15 protein-coding genes are annotated in these 15,412 nt (G+C 67.1%); 6 read left to right on the plus strand and 9 right to left on the minus strand.

What is annotated here, in order from left to right; all coding sequences use genetic code 11:
• Positions 1–18: 18 nt before the first annotated feature.
• Positions 19–753, minus strand: coding sequence for a DUF4386 domain-containing protein (locus ASPHE3_RS05075; protein WP_013600157.1), 735 nt, complete (start codon positions 751–753; stop codon positions 19–21).
• Between the two features lie 327 nt (positions 754–1,080).
• Positions 1,081–2,370 carry a GAF domain-containing protein gene (locus tag ASPHE3_RS05080; protein ID WP_013600158.1) on the minus strand — a complete coding sequence of 430 codons (1,290 nt, stop codon included), beginning with the start codon at positions 2,368–2,370 and terminating at the stop codon, positions 1,081–1,083.
• A gap of 171 nt (positions 2,371–2,541) precedes the next feature.
• On the opposite strand from ASPHE3_RS05080, the gene ASPHE3_RS05085 reads away from it, so the two are divergent.
• Both ASPHE3_RS05085 and ASPHE3_RS05090 read left to right on the plus strand, forming a co-directional pair.
• Positions 2,542–4,341 carry an NAD(P)/FAD-dependent oxidoreductase gene (locus tag ASPHE3_RS05085; RefSeq protein WP_013600159.1) on the plus strand — a complete coding sequence of 600 codons (1,800 nt, stop codon included), beginning with the start codon at positions 2,542–2,544 and terminating at the stop codon, positions 4,339–4,341.
• Positions 4,342–4,353: 12 nt separating this feature from the next.
• Positions 4,354–5,409 carry a 2,3-butanediol dehydrogenase gene (locus ASPHE3_RS05090; protein ID WP_013600160.1) on the plus strand — a complete coding sequence of 352 codons (1,056 nt, stop codon included), beginning with the start codon at positions 4,354–4,356 and terminating at the stop codon, positions 5,407–5,409.
• A gap of 20 nt (positions 5,410–5,429) precedes the next feature.
• Here the strand turns inward: ASPHE3_RS05090 and ASPHE3_RS05095 are convergent, their stop codons facing one another.
• Positions 5,430–6,005, minus strand: a complete 576-nt coding sequence (locus ASPHE3_RS05095; protein ID WP_013600161.1) for an HNH endonuclease — start codon at positions 6,003–6,005, stop codon at positions 5,430–5,432.
• A gap of 238 nt (positions 6,006–6,243) precedes the next feature.
• On the opposite strand from ASPHE3_RS05095, the gene ASPHE3_RS05100 reads away from it, so the two are divergent.
• Positions 6,244–6,981, plus strand: coding sequence for a mycothiol-dependent nitroreductase Rv2466c family protein (locus ASPHE3_RS05100; RefSeq protein WP_013600162.1), 738 nt, complete (start codon positions 6,244–6,246; stop codon positions 6,979–6,981).
• A 20-nt stretch (positions 6,982–7,001) separates the two neighbouring features.
• On the plus strand, positions 7,002–7,508 hold the full coding sequence (locus ASPHE3_RS05105) for an SRPBCC family protein (RefSeq protein WP_013600163.1): 507 nt from the start codon (positions 7,002–7,004) through the stop codon (positions 7,506–7,508).
• Between the two features lie 54 nt (positions 7,509–7,562).
• On the opposite strand, the gene ASPHE3_RS05110 is transcribed toward ASPHE3_RS05105, so the two are convergent.
• The 4 genes from ASPHE3_RS05110 to ASPHE3_RS05125 all read right to left on the minus strand — a co-directional run bounded on the left by ASPHE3_RS05110 (position 7,563) and on the right by ASPHE3_RS05125 (position 10,833).
• Positions 7,563–7,880 carry a putative quinol monooxygenase gene (locus ASPHE3_RS05110; protein ID WP_013600164.1) on the minus strand — a complete coding sequence of 106 codons (318 nt, stop codon included), beginning with the start codon at positions 7,878–7,880 and terminating at the stop codon, positions 7,563–7,565.
• Positions 7,881–7,943: 63 nt separating this feature from the next.
• Positions 7,944–8,978, minus strand: coding sequence for an NAD(P)-dependent alcohol dehydrogenase (locus tag ASPHE3_RS05115; protein ID WP_013600165.1), 1,035 nt, complete (start codon positions 8,976–8,978; stop codon positions 7,944–7,946).
• A complete protein-coding gene (locus ASPHE3_RS05120) occupies positions 8,975–9,790 on the minus strand; it encodes an iron-sulfur cluster assembly protein (RefSeq protein WP_049786041.1) in 816 nt (271 codons plus the stop codon). Before ASPHE3_RS05120 ends, ASPHE3_RS05115 begins: the two co-directional genes overlap by 4 nt.
• Complete coding sequence (locus ASPHE3_RS05125) at positions 9,787–10,833, minus strand: amidohydrolase family protein (protein WP_013600167.1); 1,047 nt, start codon at positions 10,831–10,833, stop codon at positions 9,787–9,789. Before ASPHE3_RS05125 ends, ASPHE3_RS05120 begins: the two co-directional genes overlap by 4 nt.
• 161 nt (positions 10,834–10,994) lie before the next feature.
• Here ASPHE3_RS05125 and ASPHE3_RS05130 point away from each other — a divergent pair, with 161 nt between their 5' ends.
• A complete protein-coding gene (locus tag ASPHE3_RS05130) occupies positions 10,995–12,497 on the plus strand; it encodes an AAA-type ATPase lid domain-containing protein (protein WP_013600168.1) in 1,503 nt (500 codons plus the stop codon).
• A 13-nt stretch (positions 12,498–12,510) separates the two neighbouring features.
• On the opposite strand, the gene ASPHE3_RS05135 is transcribed toward ASPHE3_RS05130, so the two are convergent.
• Entirely contained in the window at positions 12,511–13,257 is a 747-nt protein-coding gene (locus tag ASPHE3_RS05135; protein ID WP_013600169.1) for a haloacid dehalogenase type II, read from the minus strand.
• A gap of 42 nt (positions 13,258–13,299) precedes the next feature.
• On the opposite strand from ASPHE3_RS05135, the gene ASPHE3_RS05140 reads away from it, so the two are divergent.
• The gene (locus tag ASPHE3_RS05140; protein WP_013600170.1) at positions 13,300–13,920 is read left to right on the plus strand and encodes a flavin reductase family protein; all 621 of its coding nucleotides are present in this window, start codon (positions 13,300–13,302) and stop codon (positions 13,918–13,920) included.
• 97 nt (positions 13,921–14,017) lie between these two features.
• On the opposite strand, the gene ASPHE3_RS05145 is transcribed toward ASPHE3_RS05140, so the two are convergent.
• The gene (locus ASPHE3_RS05145; RefSeq protein WP_013600171.1) at positions 14,018–15,403 is read right to left on the minus strand and encodes an SLC13 family permease; all 1,386 of its coding nucleotides are present in this window, start codon (positions 15,401–15,403) and stop codon (positions 14,018–14,020) included.
• Positions 15,404–15,412: the final 9 nt, after the last annotated feature.

Raw genomic sequence — 15,412 nt, forward strand, 5'->3', positions numbered from 1 at the left:
GGTCTCTTGGCTATTGTTTCAAACCCGGCGGCTTGCACCCTGCCTGGAGCGAACCAGAATGCAGACGCCCAGCGCCGCCACCCACAATCCCCATCCGGTACTGCCGAGCAGGCCCGCAAGGTCCCATACCGGGAACCCGGGAACGGCGGTGGCAAGGATCTCGCCCTGGTTCAGCAGGTAGAGGAGGCTGACCAGAAGCCCGGCAGCGCCAAGCCAGCGCGGGAGCACCCGAGTTCGCAGAATGACCACGCTGAGGGTGACCGACCAGCCGATCACCAGCAGCTGGCCCAGATGTTCGCCCAGCAGCGCTCCGCCGAACTGGTGCTGTGCCAGCCAGGCTGCTTCCACGGCGGCGCGCGTGGTGGCATCGCCAGCTAGGTAGGAGGCGGCCAGCGGCGGGACGACGAACACCCAGCGCAGGAAGCCGATCACCGACAGGAGAACGGAGGCGGCGCCAACCCAGGTGGCCACCCGCAACGCCGGATGGTCGCGGAGGCCCAGCGCAGGGGGCAGCAGCAGGACCGGTATGGCCAGGAGTCCGTAGGTCCACGCGGCGGCGAACCAGGTCCACACCAGCCCCGCTCCGCCCGCGTCAAACGCGGGCAACACAACACTGGCAGGTTCCCGCAGGATTTCCGGCCAGTCGAACGTTGCTGACAGGACGGTGGCGGCCGCGGCGAACGCCAGCGCGCTCACCACGAACAGCACACCGGTCACCCGCGGCGTGGTGTTGTCACTGGAGATGATTGCCATGGTGACCGTTTCTTGGAGCAGCCAACGGATTCAGCCAGCCCGGACTACAGCGTCCCGGGAATGTCGCGTCCGGGGAAGAGCGTTGCGTGCAGCGCGCACGCCGTTTCGCCGGGCCGGAAGGTGAAGAAGTGGATCATCGGAAGGGCACCTAACGCACGTCATCCCAGACCAGGACCTCTCCCCGGCAGCATCGTACCGTTTGCCCAAGGGGCCAAACAATGGCGGCTGCCAACGGTCCGGCTTCCGGTCCGGTGCCCCGCGGGACGTCTGGTTTCGACGAACGCAATCACAGGGCTGCTGAAGGCTCATTAAGGCGCTCTGCCACGCTCAGCCACAGAACGCAGAGGAAGCGCGGAACGCCGAATACCTTGGATCATCACGTCCCATCAGCTGTCCCAGCGCTTTCACACCCTCCGCGTCCGCGGTCCCCATGTCCGTGGACAGCCATCGCATAAGCAGTCCGGCATCCCCGCTGGCCCGCACCGCCGAACCAACGGCCAGGTCCAGCTGGTCCCGCAGCAGCTGCACCGCGAGGACACCGGACCGGCTGAGCAGGGGAGCCGGATACGCCTCCAGCGCCTCAGCCACGTGGCCCTCCCGCAGCAGCCGCAGTACCCGCCCCGAATCGGAACACCCGGCCAAGCCTGCGGCAAGCCGGTACGGGTTCGACTCCACAGCATCACCAAGCAGGGACCGGACCCGGAACATCTCCGTCCGGATGGCCTGCGGCGTGCCCGCATCCCCGTGCAGCTCGTACGCCAATTCGTCGGCGCTCCATCCCTGCGACCGGGAATCGAGCAGCGCCAGGATCTCCGCCCGGCGCAGCGTCAGAGGTACCCGGCTGCCGTCGGCAAACACCGCGGCAGGCCGGTCGCCGAGCAGCTCCAGCGACGAAACAGCAGCAGCGGCAGCCCGCCGCGCACCCTGCCGGGAGGCAGCAACGGAAGAAGACGCACTCAAGGAGGCGCCGCCGTCGGACGTTCCCAGCAGCGACTCCGCCACCCGGACCGCGCACCGCACCATCCGCAGCGTGTCCGCGCTGATGGTGTCCAGCGGGCCCGAGACGTCCAGCACGCCCAGCAACGCACCCGTCAAAGGGTCCGTGATGGGCGCCGCCGTGCATGCCCAGTCGTGGTGGGTGCGGACCAGGTGCTCGGCGGAGAACAGCTGCACCGGCCCGCCGGTGACCAGCGCCTCGCTGATGGCGTTGGTGCCGATCCCCGCCTCGGACCAGTCCGCCCCTTCAGAGAACTCCAGCCGGTCCGCCCGCCGCAGCGCCTCCCGGCTGCCCACCCGCCACAGGATCTCACCACCGGCGTCCGTGAGCACCAGCAGGTGCCGGCCGGAACTGGAATCGTCGGCCAGCAGGTCCTGCAGTGCCGGCATCACCTGCTGCAGCCGGTGCTCGCGCCGCAGCTGAACCACCTCGGACGGATCGTGCACGTGCCGCGGGCTGTGCTGGTCCGGGCTGATGCCCAGCGCCATGGACCGGCGCCACGATTCCGCCAGCGGGGTAGGGATCTCCGGGCGCGGGACACCGGCGATGACCAGCTCGTGCGCCCGGCGCAGGGCGCGCGCGTACTTCGCCGGGTCCGAGAACCTCAGGCCGTAGTCCACCGTCTCCTCCTCACTGCCGGCGTCCTTGCCGGCAGCGCCCGTGTAACGCGCTTGTTACCCCCGCCGCGTTCCAATAGTGATGCAGCTCACGCCCGCCCCAGCATACCGCAGGGACACCGGCGGGAGGGGGCCGCCCGGACCACCTGAGGGACCGCACACAAAGGAGTGGAGATGACCGAAACACCCACCGCCGCAGCACAGGCCTGGCTGGCCAGCCTGGACCAGGCGCTGCAGCGGCGCGACGTGGACGCCGCGCTGGACCTGTTCGAGGACGACAGCTACTGGCGCGACTTCGTGGCGTTCACCTGGAACCTGAAAACCCTGGAAGGCAAGGCGGACATCCGCCGCATGCTCCAGGCCACGCTGGACCACGTCCAGCCCGCCGACTGGGCACTCGCCGAGGACGCCACCGGCAGTACCGCCGCCGACGGGACCGTGGAAGCCTGGATCACGTTCGAGACCGGCACCGCCCGCGGCTACGGCCACCTCCGGCTGCGGAACGGCAAATGCTGGACCCTGCTCACCACCATGCAGGAGCTGAAGGGCTTCGAGGAGAAAAAGGGCCCGCGCCGCGAGCAGGGCGTGGCACACGAAATCGTCCGCGGCCGCCGCTCCTGGAAGGAACTCAAGGAAGAGCAGGAAGCCCGGCTCGGCTACGAGGACCAGCCCTACTGCGTGATCATCGGCGGCGGGCAGGGCGGCATCGGCCTCGCGGCGCGGCTCAAGCGGTTGGGCGTGCCCACCCTCGTGATCGAGAAAAACCAGAACCCGGGCGACTCCTGGCGCAACCGTTACAAGTCCCTGCACCTGCACGACCCCGTCTGGTACGACCACCTGCCCTACCTGAAATTCCCGGAGGACTGGCCCGTCTTCGCCGCCAAGGACAAGATCGGCGACTGGCTGGAGCACTACACCCGCATCATGGAGCTGAACTACTGGTCCGGCACCGAATGCGTGGGCGCAGAGTACGACGACGGCACGCAGGAATGGGCGGTCAGCGTCCTTCGCAACGGCGAACCGGTGAGGTTGCGGCCCAAGCAGCTGATCTTCGCCCTGGGCGTCTCCGGCTACCCGAACATCCCCGCGTTCGACGGTGCCGAGAGCTTCCTGGGGGAGCAGCGGCACTCCTCCCAGCACCCCGGCGGAGGGGACTGGACCGGGAAGAAGGCTGTGGTGATCGGCTCCAACAATTCCGCGCACGACATCTGCGCGGACCTGTGGGAGCACGGCGCCGACGTCACCATGGTGCAGCGCTCCTCCACCCACATTGCCCGCAGCGAGTCGCTGATGGACCTGGCCCTGGGTGACCTGTACTCGGAGAAGGCGCTCGCCAACGGTGTCACCACGGAAAAGGCAGACCTGCTGTTCGCGTCCCTGCCGTACCGGATCCTGCCCGAGGCTCAGGTGCCCGTCTACCAGGAGATGGCGAAGCGGGATGCGGACTTCTACTCGCAGCTGGAGGCCGCAGGGTTCGAGCTGGACTTCGGCGTGGACGGCTCAGGCCTCTTCCTGAAGTACCTGCGGCGCGGCTCCGGCTACTACATCGACGTCGGCGCCTCCCAGCTGATCATCGACGGCCGGGTGAAGCTCAAGTCAGGGCAGGTTTCCAAGATCACCGGCAACGCCGTGGTGATGGACGACGGCACCGAGTTGGAGGCCGACCTGATTGTCTACGCCACCGGGTACGGGTCCATGAACGGCTGGCTGGCGGACCTGGTCTCTCCCGAAATCGCGGACAAAGTAGGAAAATGCTGGGGATACGGCTCAGACACGCCAAAAGACCCTGGTCCGTGGGAGGGAGAGCTGCGCAATATGTGGAAACCAACCAACGTCCCCAACCTCTGGATCCACGGCGGCAACCTGCACCAGAGCCGGCACTACTCCTCCTACCTCGCCCTGCAGCTCAAAGCCCGGATGGAAGGACTCGAGACGCCGGTGTACGAACTGCAGCCCAGCCACCACACCCGCTAAGGAGAGCGCATCATGAAGGCAGCACGATTCCACGCCCGCAAGGACATCCGTATCGAGGACATCCCGGAGCCGGACCTCCTCGCTGAGACCGTCAAGATCGACGTCGCGTGGTGCGGCATCTGCGGCACCGACCTGCACGAGTACCTGGAGGGCCCCATCTTCGTCCCGGCGCCAGGCCACCCCCACCCGCTGTCCCACGAGGAAGCTCCGGTGACGCTGGGACACGAATTCTCCGGGACTGTCTCTGAGGTCGGCGAAGGGGTGACGGGCCTCGCGAAGGGGGACAACGTCGTCGTCGAGCCCTATTTTGTCTGCGACGAATGCGATTCCTGCAACGCAGGCAACTACCACCTGTGCCGGCAGATGGGCTTCATCGGGCTGTCGGGCGGCGGGGGAGGGCTGAGCGAGAAGATCGTGGTGGACCAGCGGTGGGTGCACCCCATCGGGGACATTCCGCTGGATGAGGCTGCCCTGATCGAGCCGCTGTCCGTGGCTCACCACGCGGTGGCGCGCAGTGGCGTGAAGGCCGGCGACACCGCACTGGTGGGCGGTTCCGGGCCGATCGGGCTGCTCACCGCGGCGGTCCTGAAGGGCATGGGGGTGACCACGATCATCAGCGAACTCACCCAGGCGCGCAAGGAGAAAGCCACGTCCAGCGGCGTGGCGGACCATGTCCTGGATCCGAGCAAAGAGGACGTCCCGGCGCGGGTGCGCGAGCTCACCGGCGGGACGGGGGCCGACGTCGCGTTCGAATGCGCCGGCGTGAACGCGGTGCTGGACACCATGCTCGACGCCGTCCGGCCCGGCGCCGTGGTGGTCAACGTGTCCATCTGGGGCGCGCCCGCCACCGTGGACATGCAGAAGCTGGTCCTCAAGGAGATCGACCTGCGCGGCACCATCGCCTACGTCCGGGACCACCCCGCCGTGATCAAGATGGTGCAGGAGGGCAAGGTGGACCTCAAGCCGTTCATCACCGGCCGGATCGCGCTGGAGGACCTGGTGGAGCAGGGCTTCGACACCCTGATCAACCACAAGGACACCGCGGTAAAGGTGCTGGTGCACCCGTAGGGGCTGTGGGCAGCCGCGCGTCAGGGGAGCGGGTGCCGTTCGCCCACGCTGACGGAGGACGACGGCGGCAGGTACTCCCGCCGTCGTCGTTCCATCCGTTGCTGCTGGCCCGGTGACGGGATATTCGCACGCTTGGCGCGGTTGCACCTGGCGCAGGCCGCAACGAAGTTCTGCAGGCTGGTGGAACCGCCCTTGGACCACGGATAGAAGTGGTCCCCGTGCTCGGCCGGGCGTCCGCAGCGGCGCCCGAAGCCGGCTTCCAGCTCGCACAGGCCGCCTGCCCTGGTCATCCCTTCGCGGCGCTGCTGGCGCGTGAAGCGGCGCACCGGATCCCGGCGGCGGACGTCCCGGCCGGTGATGACGGCGGCAGTAATCCCAAGCACGACGGCGGCCACGCCCGGGAGCGCAACCGCGGCGACGACGTTCTCCACCATGCCGCTCAGGACCGCTGCGGCGGCTGACGGCCCCGCTCCGGCAGCCGGTGCCGGCTTCGAGCCGAGCGCGGTCATCATCGCGACAGCGATCCAGATCGTCACCGCCGAGTACGCCAGGCGAAGCCCCTGCCGGGTCCAGTAGATACGGCCGAGTTCCGGCATTGATTCCCCCAATTTTCAGTTCGCCGGAAGCGCGTGGTTCCGGATGACTAGGGAATCCTATAGGCCGGACGCCAGCCGGTGTCCCAGGTTTGGCTCAGTTTTTGCCGAGCTTCCGGCTCTCACGAGGAGCGCAATGCAGTTCCACGTGGAGCAGCATCGAGCCCCCGGCCGGTCACGCTGCTTGTCCACCTTCCGTGCCGAATAGACGCTGGTCACAAACAGGTGCGAGGGTGGACGGGTGAATGCCGAGATCAACTTCTATTTCGACCCGGTCTGCCCTTTCGCCTGGATGACCAGCAAGTGGGTGCGCATGGTGCAGGCGCAGCGCGGGTACACCGTGGACTGGCGGTTCATTTCGCTGCGCCAGATCAACGCGGCGGTCGATTACGACGCCCATTTCCCGCCTGAGTACGAGGCCGGACACACGGCCGGCCTCCGGCTTCTGCGCGTGGCGGCCAAGGCCCGTGGGGAGCATGGCCGCGAGTCGATTGCGCGGCTGTATGAGGCATTAGGGACGCACATCTTCGAAACCGCCCCGGGCACGGTCAACCTGCCTAGCGAGCGCGCGGTGCGTGAGCGGCGCGGGACGCACGAGTTCGTGGAGCCGATCCTCGCCGAAGCCGGCTTGCCCCTGGCGCTGGCGGACGCCCTGGACGACGAGTCCTGGGACCGGGAGATCCGGCAGGAGACCGATGAGGCGCTGGGTCTGACGGGCAAGGATGTGGGCACGCCCATCATCCATTTTGAGCCGCCCGCCGGGGTGGCCTTCTTCGGGCCGGTGATCAGCCGGCTGCCGGACGAAGAGTCCGCCGCCGAGCTGTGGGACCACGTGGTGGGCCTGGCACGGTTTCCCGGCTTCGCGGAGCTTAAGCGAAGCCTGCGTGAGCAGCCGCAGCTGCCCGCCTTCGGAGTCACCGCCGGTACAGTCGGCACGCAGGAAGACTGGCACGGCGGCAGCCGGCGGCAGAAGACGTGACTCTCAGAAAGGATGAACCCATGAACCAGAGCAGCCCCCGCCAGTACCAGGAGTCCGTTACGGTCCAGGCATCGGCTGAGAGGGTCTACGACTTGGTCTCGGACATCACCCGGACGGGCGAGTGGAGCCCGATCTGTAAAGCATGCTGGTGGGACGACGAGAACAGCGCGGGCCACATCGGTGCCTGGTTCACGGGGCGCAACGAACTGCCCCACCGGACCTGGGAGACGCGCTCGCAGGTGGTGGCCGCCGAGCGCGGCCGCGAGTTCGCCTGGGTGGTGGGCGGCAAGTTCGTCCGCTGGGGCTTCACCATGGCTCCGGCGGATGCCGGGACCACCCTGACCGAGTCTTGGGAATTCCTTCCGGACGGGATAGCCATGTTCGAGGAGAAGTTCGGTGACAAGGCGCCCGAGCAGATCGCTGACCGCACCCAGCAGGCGCTTCACGGCATCCCGGTAACGCTCGCCGCAATCAAGCAGATCGCCGAGTCCACCGCTGCACGCCAGGAGGCCGGGTCCCAGGACTGAACTGGCCGTGCGGGGTGCCCCGCCGGCAGCCTGCGCTGCCGACGGGGCGTGGGGCTACTCCACCGCGAGCTCCCCGAGCTTTGACCACCCGTCTACCTTGACGTTGACGATGTCCGGAGTCCGGGCCAGGTATGCCGGCAGTTTCGCCGTCGCCCTCTTGAAATGCTCCGACTGCACGTGCTCACTGCCAGCCTCGTCATCACGGAACGCCTCGATCAGGACGTAGATGTTGGGGTCGGCCAGGGAGCGGGCCCACTCGAAGAACAGGCAGCCCTCCTCGGCGTTCGTGTTCTCAGTAAAGTCCCGGGAAATCTCCGGCCACGCGTCGGCGTGCTCCGGCTTCACCGAGAATTTTGCGGTAATGAAGATCATCGGTTGTCCTCTATATAGAAGCTTCGTGCTGGCTGGGGCGAAACGGGTATCAGGGAGCGGGTATCAGGGCACCAGGATGGCGCGGCCACGGACCTTGCCGGCGTCCAGGTCGCTGATGGCCTGCTGGAAATCATCCAGCTTGTACTTCTGGGTGTGCAGCGTGACAGCCCCGCGGGCAGCGAGCGACATGAGGTCCTGCAAGTCGTTGTAGGAACCCACGAGGTTGCCGATGATGTTGATTTCGGAGGAGATGATGTCGATGGTCGGCACGCTGATGTCCTCGCCGTAGCCCACCACGAAGTAGTCGCCGGCCTCCCGCAGCATTGCAATGCCCTCGGACGTCGCGCCGCCTTCACCCACGAAGTCGATCAGCACCTCGGCGCCGTTGCCGCCGGTGAGGGCGCGCACCTGTTCCACCTGCGTGCCGTCCGCGAGGACCCCTTCATCGGCTCCGATCGACTTCGCCAGTTCAAGGGCGGCCGGGTTGCGGTCCACCACAATGATCCGGCTCGGCGTGAGGGCCTTCAGCACCTGGATCCCGATGTGGCCCAGCCCGCCGGCGCCGATCACCACGCAGTTGTCCCGCGGCGTCAGCCGCTTGGCCGCTTTCGCCGCGGCGTGGTAGGCCGTTAGGCCGGCGTCCGCCAGGGCCGCCACGTCCGCCGGTTCCAGTGAATCGTCGATCTTCACCACGGACCGGGCGGAGGTGAGGAGGTACTCGGCGTACCCGCCGTGGGTGTCGATGCCGGGGAACCTGCTGTTCTCGCAGTGCACGTCGTCGCCTGAGCGGCAGGCGCGGCACAGGCCGCAGGTGATGAGCGGGTGCAGGATCACCTTGTCGCCTTCCTTGACGTTGGCGACTGCGCTGCCGACGGCGTGCACCCACCCCGCGTTCTCGTGGCCGATGGTGTAGGGCAGCTGCACCTGGGACTTTTCGGCCCACTGGCCCTCGAGGATGTGCAGGTCCGTCCGGCACACACCGGCTCCGCCGATCCGGACCACGACGTCCCAGGCCCCGGCCACTTCCGGAATGGGCGCCTCGGTCATTTTCAGGCCTTCGTGGTAGCCAACCACCTGGATGGCTCGCATGGTGTTCATGGGTGGATCTCCTTGACTGTGAACGGAAGCGGGTGGTGATGGTCGGCCGGCTCGGCTCCCTCGGGCCGATCTGTCTGGTCGGCGCCGGAGCCGGCGTAGCGTGTCCGCAGCAGGCCGCGGCAGAAGTGGGCATTGCCGTCAATGGAAATGCGGGTCGAACGGGCCCGGCGCAACGCCATCGGCACGTTGTCGGGAGGGTAGGGAATGCCGTTATGGTCTACGAGGACGACGGCGGCAGCTTCCGTCGGCAGCCCAAGCGCCGTCCGCCGTCGTACTAAAGCGTCCTTGGTCCGGCCGGCCGGCAGGTCACCCAGCCGCACCGTCCCGACGCTTTCTTCTGCCAGCGTGGGATCGGCCCGCAGCAGCTCGGTGAGGCAGCGCTCCATCGCGGCGGTGTGCGCTTTGCGGCGGAACGTCCACCGCAGCTCCTCCAGGCTGTGCTCGGCCTCGTGGCCGAAGGTGCCCTGGTATCCGGCGTCGGCCGCAAGACCGGCGTTGATCAGGGCGGAGTCGTGGTGGTCATCGAGCTCAACCACCACCGCCGCCACCCCGGGCAGCGCCGAGATCGCGTCCTTGCTGTCGGACGCCATCAGGTAGGCGAAGTTCGGCGAGCAGAATGACGTGGGCAGCCGCAGGTGCACGGTCACCACGGCGCCGGGCAGGGAACCGGTGATCTCGAGGGAACGGACGAAGCCCAGATCCGTGATGGGCTCGTCCAGCTCCGGATCCAGCACGGCCCCCAGCGCCTGGCGGACGTCGTCGGCGGTCACCGCCACGTCCCGGACGGTGCGCTCCGTCAATGCCGCCGTCATGCCGCGCCTGCCAGGTCCGCACGTTCGGGCTGCCTCGGTCCTGTCTTTGTCTCGTCCGAGTTGGGGAGCTGGAGCTCTGCGGGCACCGGGATGTCGTACATTTTCGCCGCGTTCAGTCCCAGGATCTTTTTCTTCTGGTTCACGGTGAGCGGGGCGTATTCGGTCATGTCTTCCGGGATCTGGAAGTCAACGAACCGCTCGATCAGCCAGCGGGGTGACCAGATGGCGTAGTCGCTGGAGAACTGGATGCGATCCTCGCCGATCCAGTAGATGAGCTCGCCCATGATCTGGGCGAAGTAGCGTGGCCGGGTGTGCATGAAGGGGATCGCGACGGCGAGGCCGCCGTGGACGTTGGGTTCCTGGGTGGCGATCCAGCAAAAGTCTTCCAGCCGGGGCAGGCCGACGTGCTCCACCACAAAGTTCAGGTCGGTGAAGTCTGAGGCGGCGTGGTCGACGTCGGCGACGTCGAAAGCGTCCCGGTCCAGTGGGCGGACGGTAGGGCCCTTGTGGATGTGGATGTTCTTGATGCCGAGCTTGCGGCACTCTTCGAAATACCGGTAGGACCAGGGATCGGAGAGCTTGTACCCGCGGGATTCGCCGCGCCATTCGGCGGTGTAGAGCTTCACCCCCTTGAACTTCATCTTCTCGTGGTCGGCGCGGAGCCGGTCAAGGCCGGCCTCGCCCTCGCGGGGGTCATAACAGTGGTTGTAGGTGAGCTTGCCCGGATTTGCCGCGGCCAGGTTGTACGCCTCCTCCACCTGCGCGAAGCCGTTCTTGTAGAACGCGCCGAGATAGGCCGGCTGGAAGATCGCGTGGTCCACGTAGCCGTCCTGGAATAGATCCTTCATGAGGCGTTCGCCGCCCTGGTAAAGGAATTCCTCGTAGGACCAGTGTTCCTCCTCCGGTCCGAGGTTGCGGTGGTAGTCGTAGAAGCAGTCGATGAACTGCTTGGCCTGGACATTCCGCTGGTTCTCCGGGCGGGCGTCCCACAATGCGACGTGCGCGTCGACGATGAAGTAGTTCTCGCCGTCTTTGCTGTACATATCGTTCTCCTCCCCGCGACTGCCATAGTCGCGACAGGGACGACGCTACGGCCAAAAGGCACCTGTCAACCTGTGACCGGTGTCTCATTTTGAGACAGGGTCGCATCGCCTTTTGAACCACCACGCCGTAATCTCGAATGACCAGGACAAGGAGGGCGGCGATGGTGCCGGACCAGAACGTTCCCGTCCCGCGGCCGCAGGCCGGCGGGCCGGAAGGCATGATGACCACTGTCTCAAGACGCCTTCTTGCCTCATGGCAGCGCAGTGAAGGATACGGCGTCTCGGCCGAGGCCATCGACCCCGTCTGGGCCGGGTCCGTGGCCGGTGACTCGCTGTTCTACCAGTGCGGCCAGGAAGTGCTCACCAGCCTGCACCAAACGCTGGCCAACGAGCCGCTGAGCCTGATGCTCACCGACGCCAACGGGCTGGTTCTCAACCGCTTCAGTGGCGACACCTCACTGCTGCGGGCACTCGACAAGGTCCATCTGGCTCCCGGTTTTGCCTTTTCCGAGCGGGAAGCGGGAACCAGCGGGCTGGGGATGGCGCTGGCGGACCGGACACCGAGCCTGGTCCGTGCCGAGGAACACTACAGCGCAAGCCTCCGGACGTACACCTGCGCTGCCGTGCCCGTGATAGATCCCCTCAGCGGACGCCTTGAGGGCAGCGTGAACATCACCACCTGGTCCAAGTCTTCGCCCGAGTTGCTCCTGGCCCTGGCGCAGTCGGCGGCGAGCAACACCGCTGCCCTCATGCTCGCCAAGTCGGGTGGCCAGAGGCCGAAAGCGGGCCCCAAGGGCGGTGTATTCCGGGTGCAGCGGGGCCGGCTTGAGCCGGGTGCGGGAGCTCTGCGCGCCATGTCCCCGGACTGGACGGAGGCACTGGGCCGTGCGGCCTCAGCCCTGGGGGCAAACAGGGTGGTGGCCGCCGTCGGAGAACCGGGCTCCGGGCGCGTCACACTGGTGGGGCAGGCCATCCGCCAGGCGCGCCCCGGAAGCCGCATCCTGTGCGCAGCAGCTCCGGAGCCTGAAGACGTGGAGGCATGGTTGTCGCTCTGGACTCCCGAGCTGTCCAAGGCCGATACCGCCGTGATCGTGGAAAACGTTGACCTCCTGCCCGCCTGGGCAGCGCAGGAGTTGAGCACCCGGGCTGCTGCCGCGGTGCAATCGCTCCCTGCACCGGCCGGCAGCCCACCCGGAATCACCTGGGCCATGACCGCTGAGGACCTGGCCGCCGTCCCGCAGCCACTGGCCGCCATGGTGGAAACCGTGGTGCCGGTGCCTGCCCTGCGTGAACGGCCCGCTGACGTGATGCCCCTGGCACGGTACGCCGCACGCCAAACGCGCATGCGTGACGTGGATTTCACGGCTGCTGCCGAACACGCGCTGACCGGCTATGGGTGGCCAGGCAACGTGGACGAACTTTTCACCATGGTCCAGGACGCGGCCATGCGCACGGAAACCATCGATGTGCGGCATCTGCCCTCCCAGCTCGTGGGACGCACCGGACCGCACCTCACCCGGATCGAGGCCGTGGAGAGGGACGAGATCATCCGGTCTCTTTCCCGGCCCGGCATCACGGTGGCCGCGGCCGCCCATGAACTGGGACTGAGCAGGGCCACCATTTACCGCCGGATGGCCCGCCTGGGAATTACCGCGCCGAAGTGAGCCTGGTTCGGGGTCAGGCCCCGAGCCGGTCCGCCAGTCCAGTGATGTTTGACGCCACGAGGTCCCAGTCGCCTTCCGGGGCCAGGTCCGCCGTCTGGCCTGGCCCATATTCAGTGGGGCGGGCAATGAACGCCGTGGCCAGCCCGGACCCCCGGGCGGCCTGCAGGTCGTTGTTGTGGGCCGCCGCCAGCATCACCTCACCGGGATTGAGATCCAGAAATTCAACCGTCCGGAGGTAAGCCTGGGGCAGCGGCTTGTAGGCGCGCGTTATGTCCGAACCGATGATCACATCCCACGGCAGGCCGGCGTTCCTGGCCATGTCCAGCAACAGTGAAGTGTTGCCGTTGGACAGCGGGCCCACGATGTAGTGGCGGCGGATGCCTGCCAGGCCCTCCACGCTGTCCGGCCACGGCGGCAGCCGGTGCCAGGATTTATTCAGCTCCTCCAGGCTCTCGCCGGGCAGCCGGTCCGGATCGATGCCGTACTGGCGCAGCGCCCGGTCCAGGTTTTCGCGGTGGAGCGTGTCCAGCTTCGTGAAGGTGCGCTGCCCGGAGCGGATGGCGTCCATGGCCGGCTGGTAGAGGGCCCGCCAGTGGCCGGCGAAGGCGTGCGCGTCAAGGGCAGCCCCGTGTGCCGCGGCGAAAGCCGCCACCTCCCTTGCCACGCCGGTGCGCCAGTCCACCACAGTCCCGAAGGTGTCGAAGAGGACGGCGCGCACGGGGCGCCCGGTGGATGGCGAACGGTAGGGCTCGAACCCCATGTGCTTTCTCCTTCCTGGCTGCCTCATGGTTAGTCTGGCAGCATGCGAACTGATTTCAGTCCCTCAGCGACGTCCGCCCGTGATTTCTACCGGCTGCTCACCGCCGTGGTGGTGCCCCGGCCCATCGCCTGGGTTTCGAGCGTTTCCCCGGAGGGCATTGACAATGTGGCCCCGCACTCGTTCTTCACCGTAGCGTCAACCAATCCGCCCATCGTGCAGTTCACCTCGGTGGGGGAGAAGGATTCGCTCCGCAACATCACCGCGTCCGGAGAGTTTGTGGTCAACCTGGCCCCGGCCGCACTCCTGGAAGAGGTCAACGCCACCGGCACCAACTTCCCGCCGCAGGTCAGTGAGTTCGACGCCGCCGGCCTGACCCGGGAGTCGAGCCTCACCGTGGCCGCGCCCCGCGTCAAGGAATCACCGGCGGTGCTCGAATGCCGCCTCCACTCCGTGCTGCCGATAGGGGACTCCACCCTGGTTTTCGGCGAAGTGACCCATGCCGCCGTGAGCGAAGCCGTACTCGATGGCAGCCACCCGCGGATCGACCTGCTGGAGCCACTGGCCCGGCTGGGGCTCGATGAATGGGGCACGCTCGGCGAAATCCAGGACCTCACCCGGATCCGTCTGAAGGACTGGCCGGGCCACTTCCGGCCCAAGGACTAGGGCCAGCCGTCGCGCGCTGCCGGGAATGGGAGTTGCCGGGGAATGGAAAAGGGACGCCCTGGCGAGGACGTCCCTTTCCCTTTCAGCCCGGGGCTCTTTAGCCAAGACCGAGGTGGACGAACACGAACCACACGAGGAGCGGCACCACGCCGATCATCGCGATGGCCCACAGCAGCAGCGCACGGAAGAACATCCGCTCGTCCTTGGGCTGGGCGCTCGCCATCAGCAGGGCCCCGCTGGTGGACATGGGGCTGACATCAACCACGGAGGAGCTGATTGCGATGGCCGTGACCACTCCTATGGGGGTGAGCAGCGGGTCCATGGCAATGGGCTCAATCACCGGGCTGATGACACCCAGGGTTCCAGTGGTGGAAGCGAAGGCTGACACGATGGCCACCACGTAGCTGGCGATCAGCGCCGCGAGGGAGCTGTTGCCCAGGCCGGCGATGCCTTCCTGGAGTTCCTTCAGTGCACCCATTTCTTCCAGCATCCCCACGTAGGTGACGATGCCGGTAACCAGGATAATGGCCGACCACGGCATGCTCTCCACCGCCGGCTTCTGCACGTTGGGGTTGAGCACGATCAGTACCGCCGCGATGACCAGCGAGGCCACTCCCACATCAAGTCCCAGGACGGTGGTGAGCACCAGCAAGGAGGCGATACCCACCAGTGTGAGGATACGCATGGGGGTTGCGGCGACCTTCTCCGGGCGGGTCCTGGTCCCGGCGGCCACGGAAGTCTGTGCCGGTGCGGTGAGTACGGCCGTTCCGGCACCGCCGGAACCTGAAACACCGTCGCCCGAGGGTGCGTCAGCGCCGCCGTCGTTCTTTATGGCACTCTCACCGCCGTCCGCGTGACGTGCGCCCGCCTTGGCCGCCCGGCGCTTCATGATGGCCTGCACCAGGACGTAGGCGATCACGGCCAGGATGGCGTTGAAGATGAAGCAGTAGGCGTAGAGCTTGAATGATCCGTCTGCGGCGCCGGCGCCCTCCAACATCTTGTTGCCCAGGACGCCGAACGGGTTGACGGGCGAGAACGCGCCGGCGTTCGCGCCCTGGACGATGACCAGGCCCATGGCTAGGGTGCTGATGCCGAACCGCATGCCCAGCGCCAGGCCCACCGGGGCGACGATGGCGATGGCGGCGGGGGTGAAGGCGCCGGCGGAAGCCAGGGCCGCGGTCAGCAGGAACATCAGGATGGGGACCAGGATTTTCCGGTCGCCGGCGAGCCGTTCAGCCCAATAGGCCAGCAGGTCGATGGTGCCGTTGATCCTAACAATGGCGAACAGGAGGGTAGCGCCCACCAGGATGAAGAAAAGCCCGGCGGGGAACTGTCCGATGACGTCCTTGACGGACATCCCGGCCAGGAGGGTGCCCACGCCGAAGGCGGCGACCGTGGCCAGCAGTCCGGCGTTGATCTTGGTGAAGGAACCTATGGCGAAGGCCACCACCAGCACCAGGAACGCGATGAGTGACAGTGACATGGTGCCCGC

The sequence above is a fragment of the Pseudarthrobacter phenanthrenivorans Sphe3 genome (genome assembly GCF_000189535.1).
In the GTDB taxonomy this organism is placed as follows: Bacteria; Actinomycetota; Actinomycetes; order Actinomycetales; family Micrococcaceae; genus Arthrobacter; species Arthrobacter phenanthrenivorans.

Bases quoted from the DNA above. Each gene is read 5' to 3' on its own strand.
- ASPHE3_RS05075 (WP_013600157.1), bottom strand. From the start codon at position 753: ATGGCAATCATCTCCAGTGACAACACCACGCCGCGGGTGACCGGTGTG.
- ASPHE3_RS05085 (WP_013600159.1), top strand. From the start codon at position 2,542: ATGACCGAAACACCCACCGCCGCAGCACAGGCCTGGCTGGCCAGCCTG.
- ASPHE3_RS05090 (WP_013600160.1), top strand. From the start codon at position 4,354: ATGAAGGCAGCACGATTCCACGCCCGCAAGGACATCCGTATCGAGGAC.
- ASPHE3_RS05095 (WP_013600161.1), bottom strand. From the start codon at position 6,005: ATGCCGGAACTCGGCCGTATCTACTGGACCCGGCAGGGGCTTCGCCTG.
- ASPHE3_RS05105 (WP_013600163.1), top strand. From the start codon at position 7,002: ATGAACCAGAGCAGCCCCCGCCAGTACCAGGAGTCCGTTACGGTCCAG.
- ASPHE3_RS05110 (WP_013600164.1), bottom strand. From the start codon at position 7,880: ATGATCTTCATTACCGCAAAATTCTCGGTGAAGCCGGAGCACGCCGAC.
- ASPHE3_RS05115 (WP_013600165.1), bottom strand. From the start codon at position 8,978: ATGAACACCATGCGAGCCATCCAGGTGGTTGGCTACCACGAAGGCCTG.
- ASPHE3_RS05120 (WP_049786041.1), bottom strand. From the start codon at position 9,790: ATGACGGCGGCATTGACGGAGCGCACCGTCCGGGACGTGGCGGTGACC.
- ASPHE3_RS05125 (WP_013600167.1), bottom strand. From the start codon at position 10,833: ATGTACAGCAAAGACGGCGAGAACTACTTCATCGTCGACGCGCACGTC.
- ASPHE3_RS05130 (WP_013600168.1), top strand. From the start codon at position 10,995: ATGGTGCCGGACCAGAACGTTCCCGTCCCGCGGCCGCAGGCCGGCGGG.
- ASPHE3_RS05135 (WP_013600169.1), bottom strand. From the start codon at position 13,257: ATGGGGTTCGAGCCCTACCGTTCGCCATCCACCGGGCGCCCCGTGCGC.
- ASPHE3_RS05140 (WP_013600170.1), top strand. From the start codon at position 13,300: ATGCGAACTGATTTCAGTCCCTCAGCGACGTCCGCCCGTGATTTCTAC.
- ASPHE3_RS05145 (WP_013600171.1), bottom strand. From the start codon at position 15,403: ATGTCACTGTCACTCATCGCGTTCCTGGTGCTGGTGGTGGCCTTCGCC.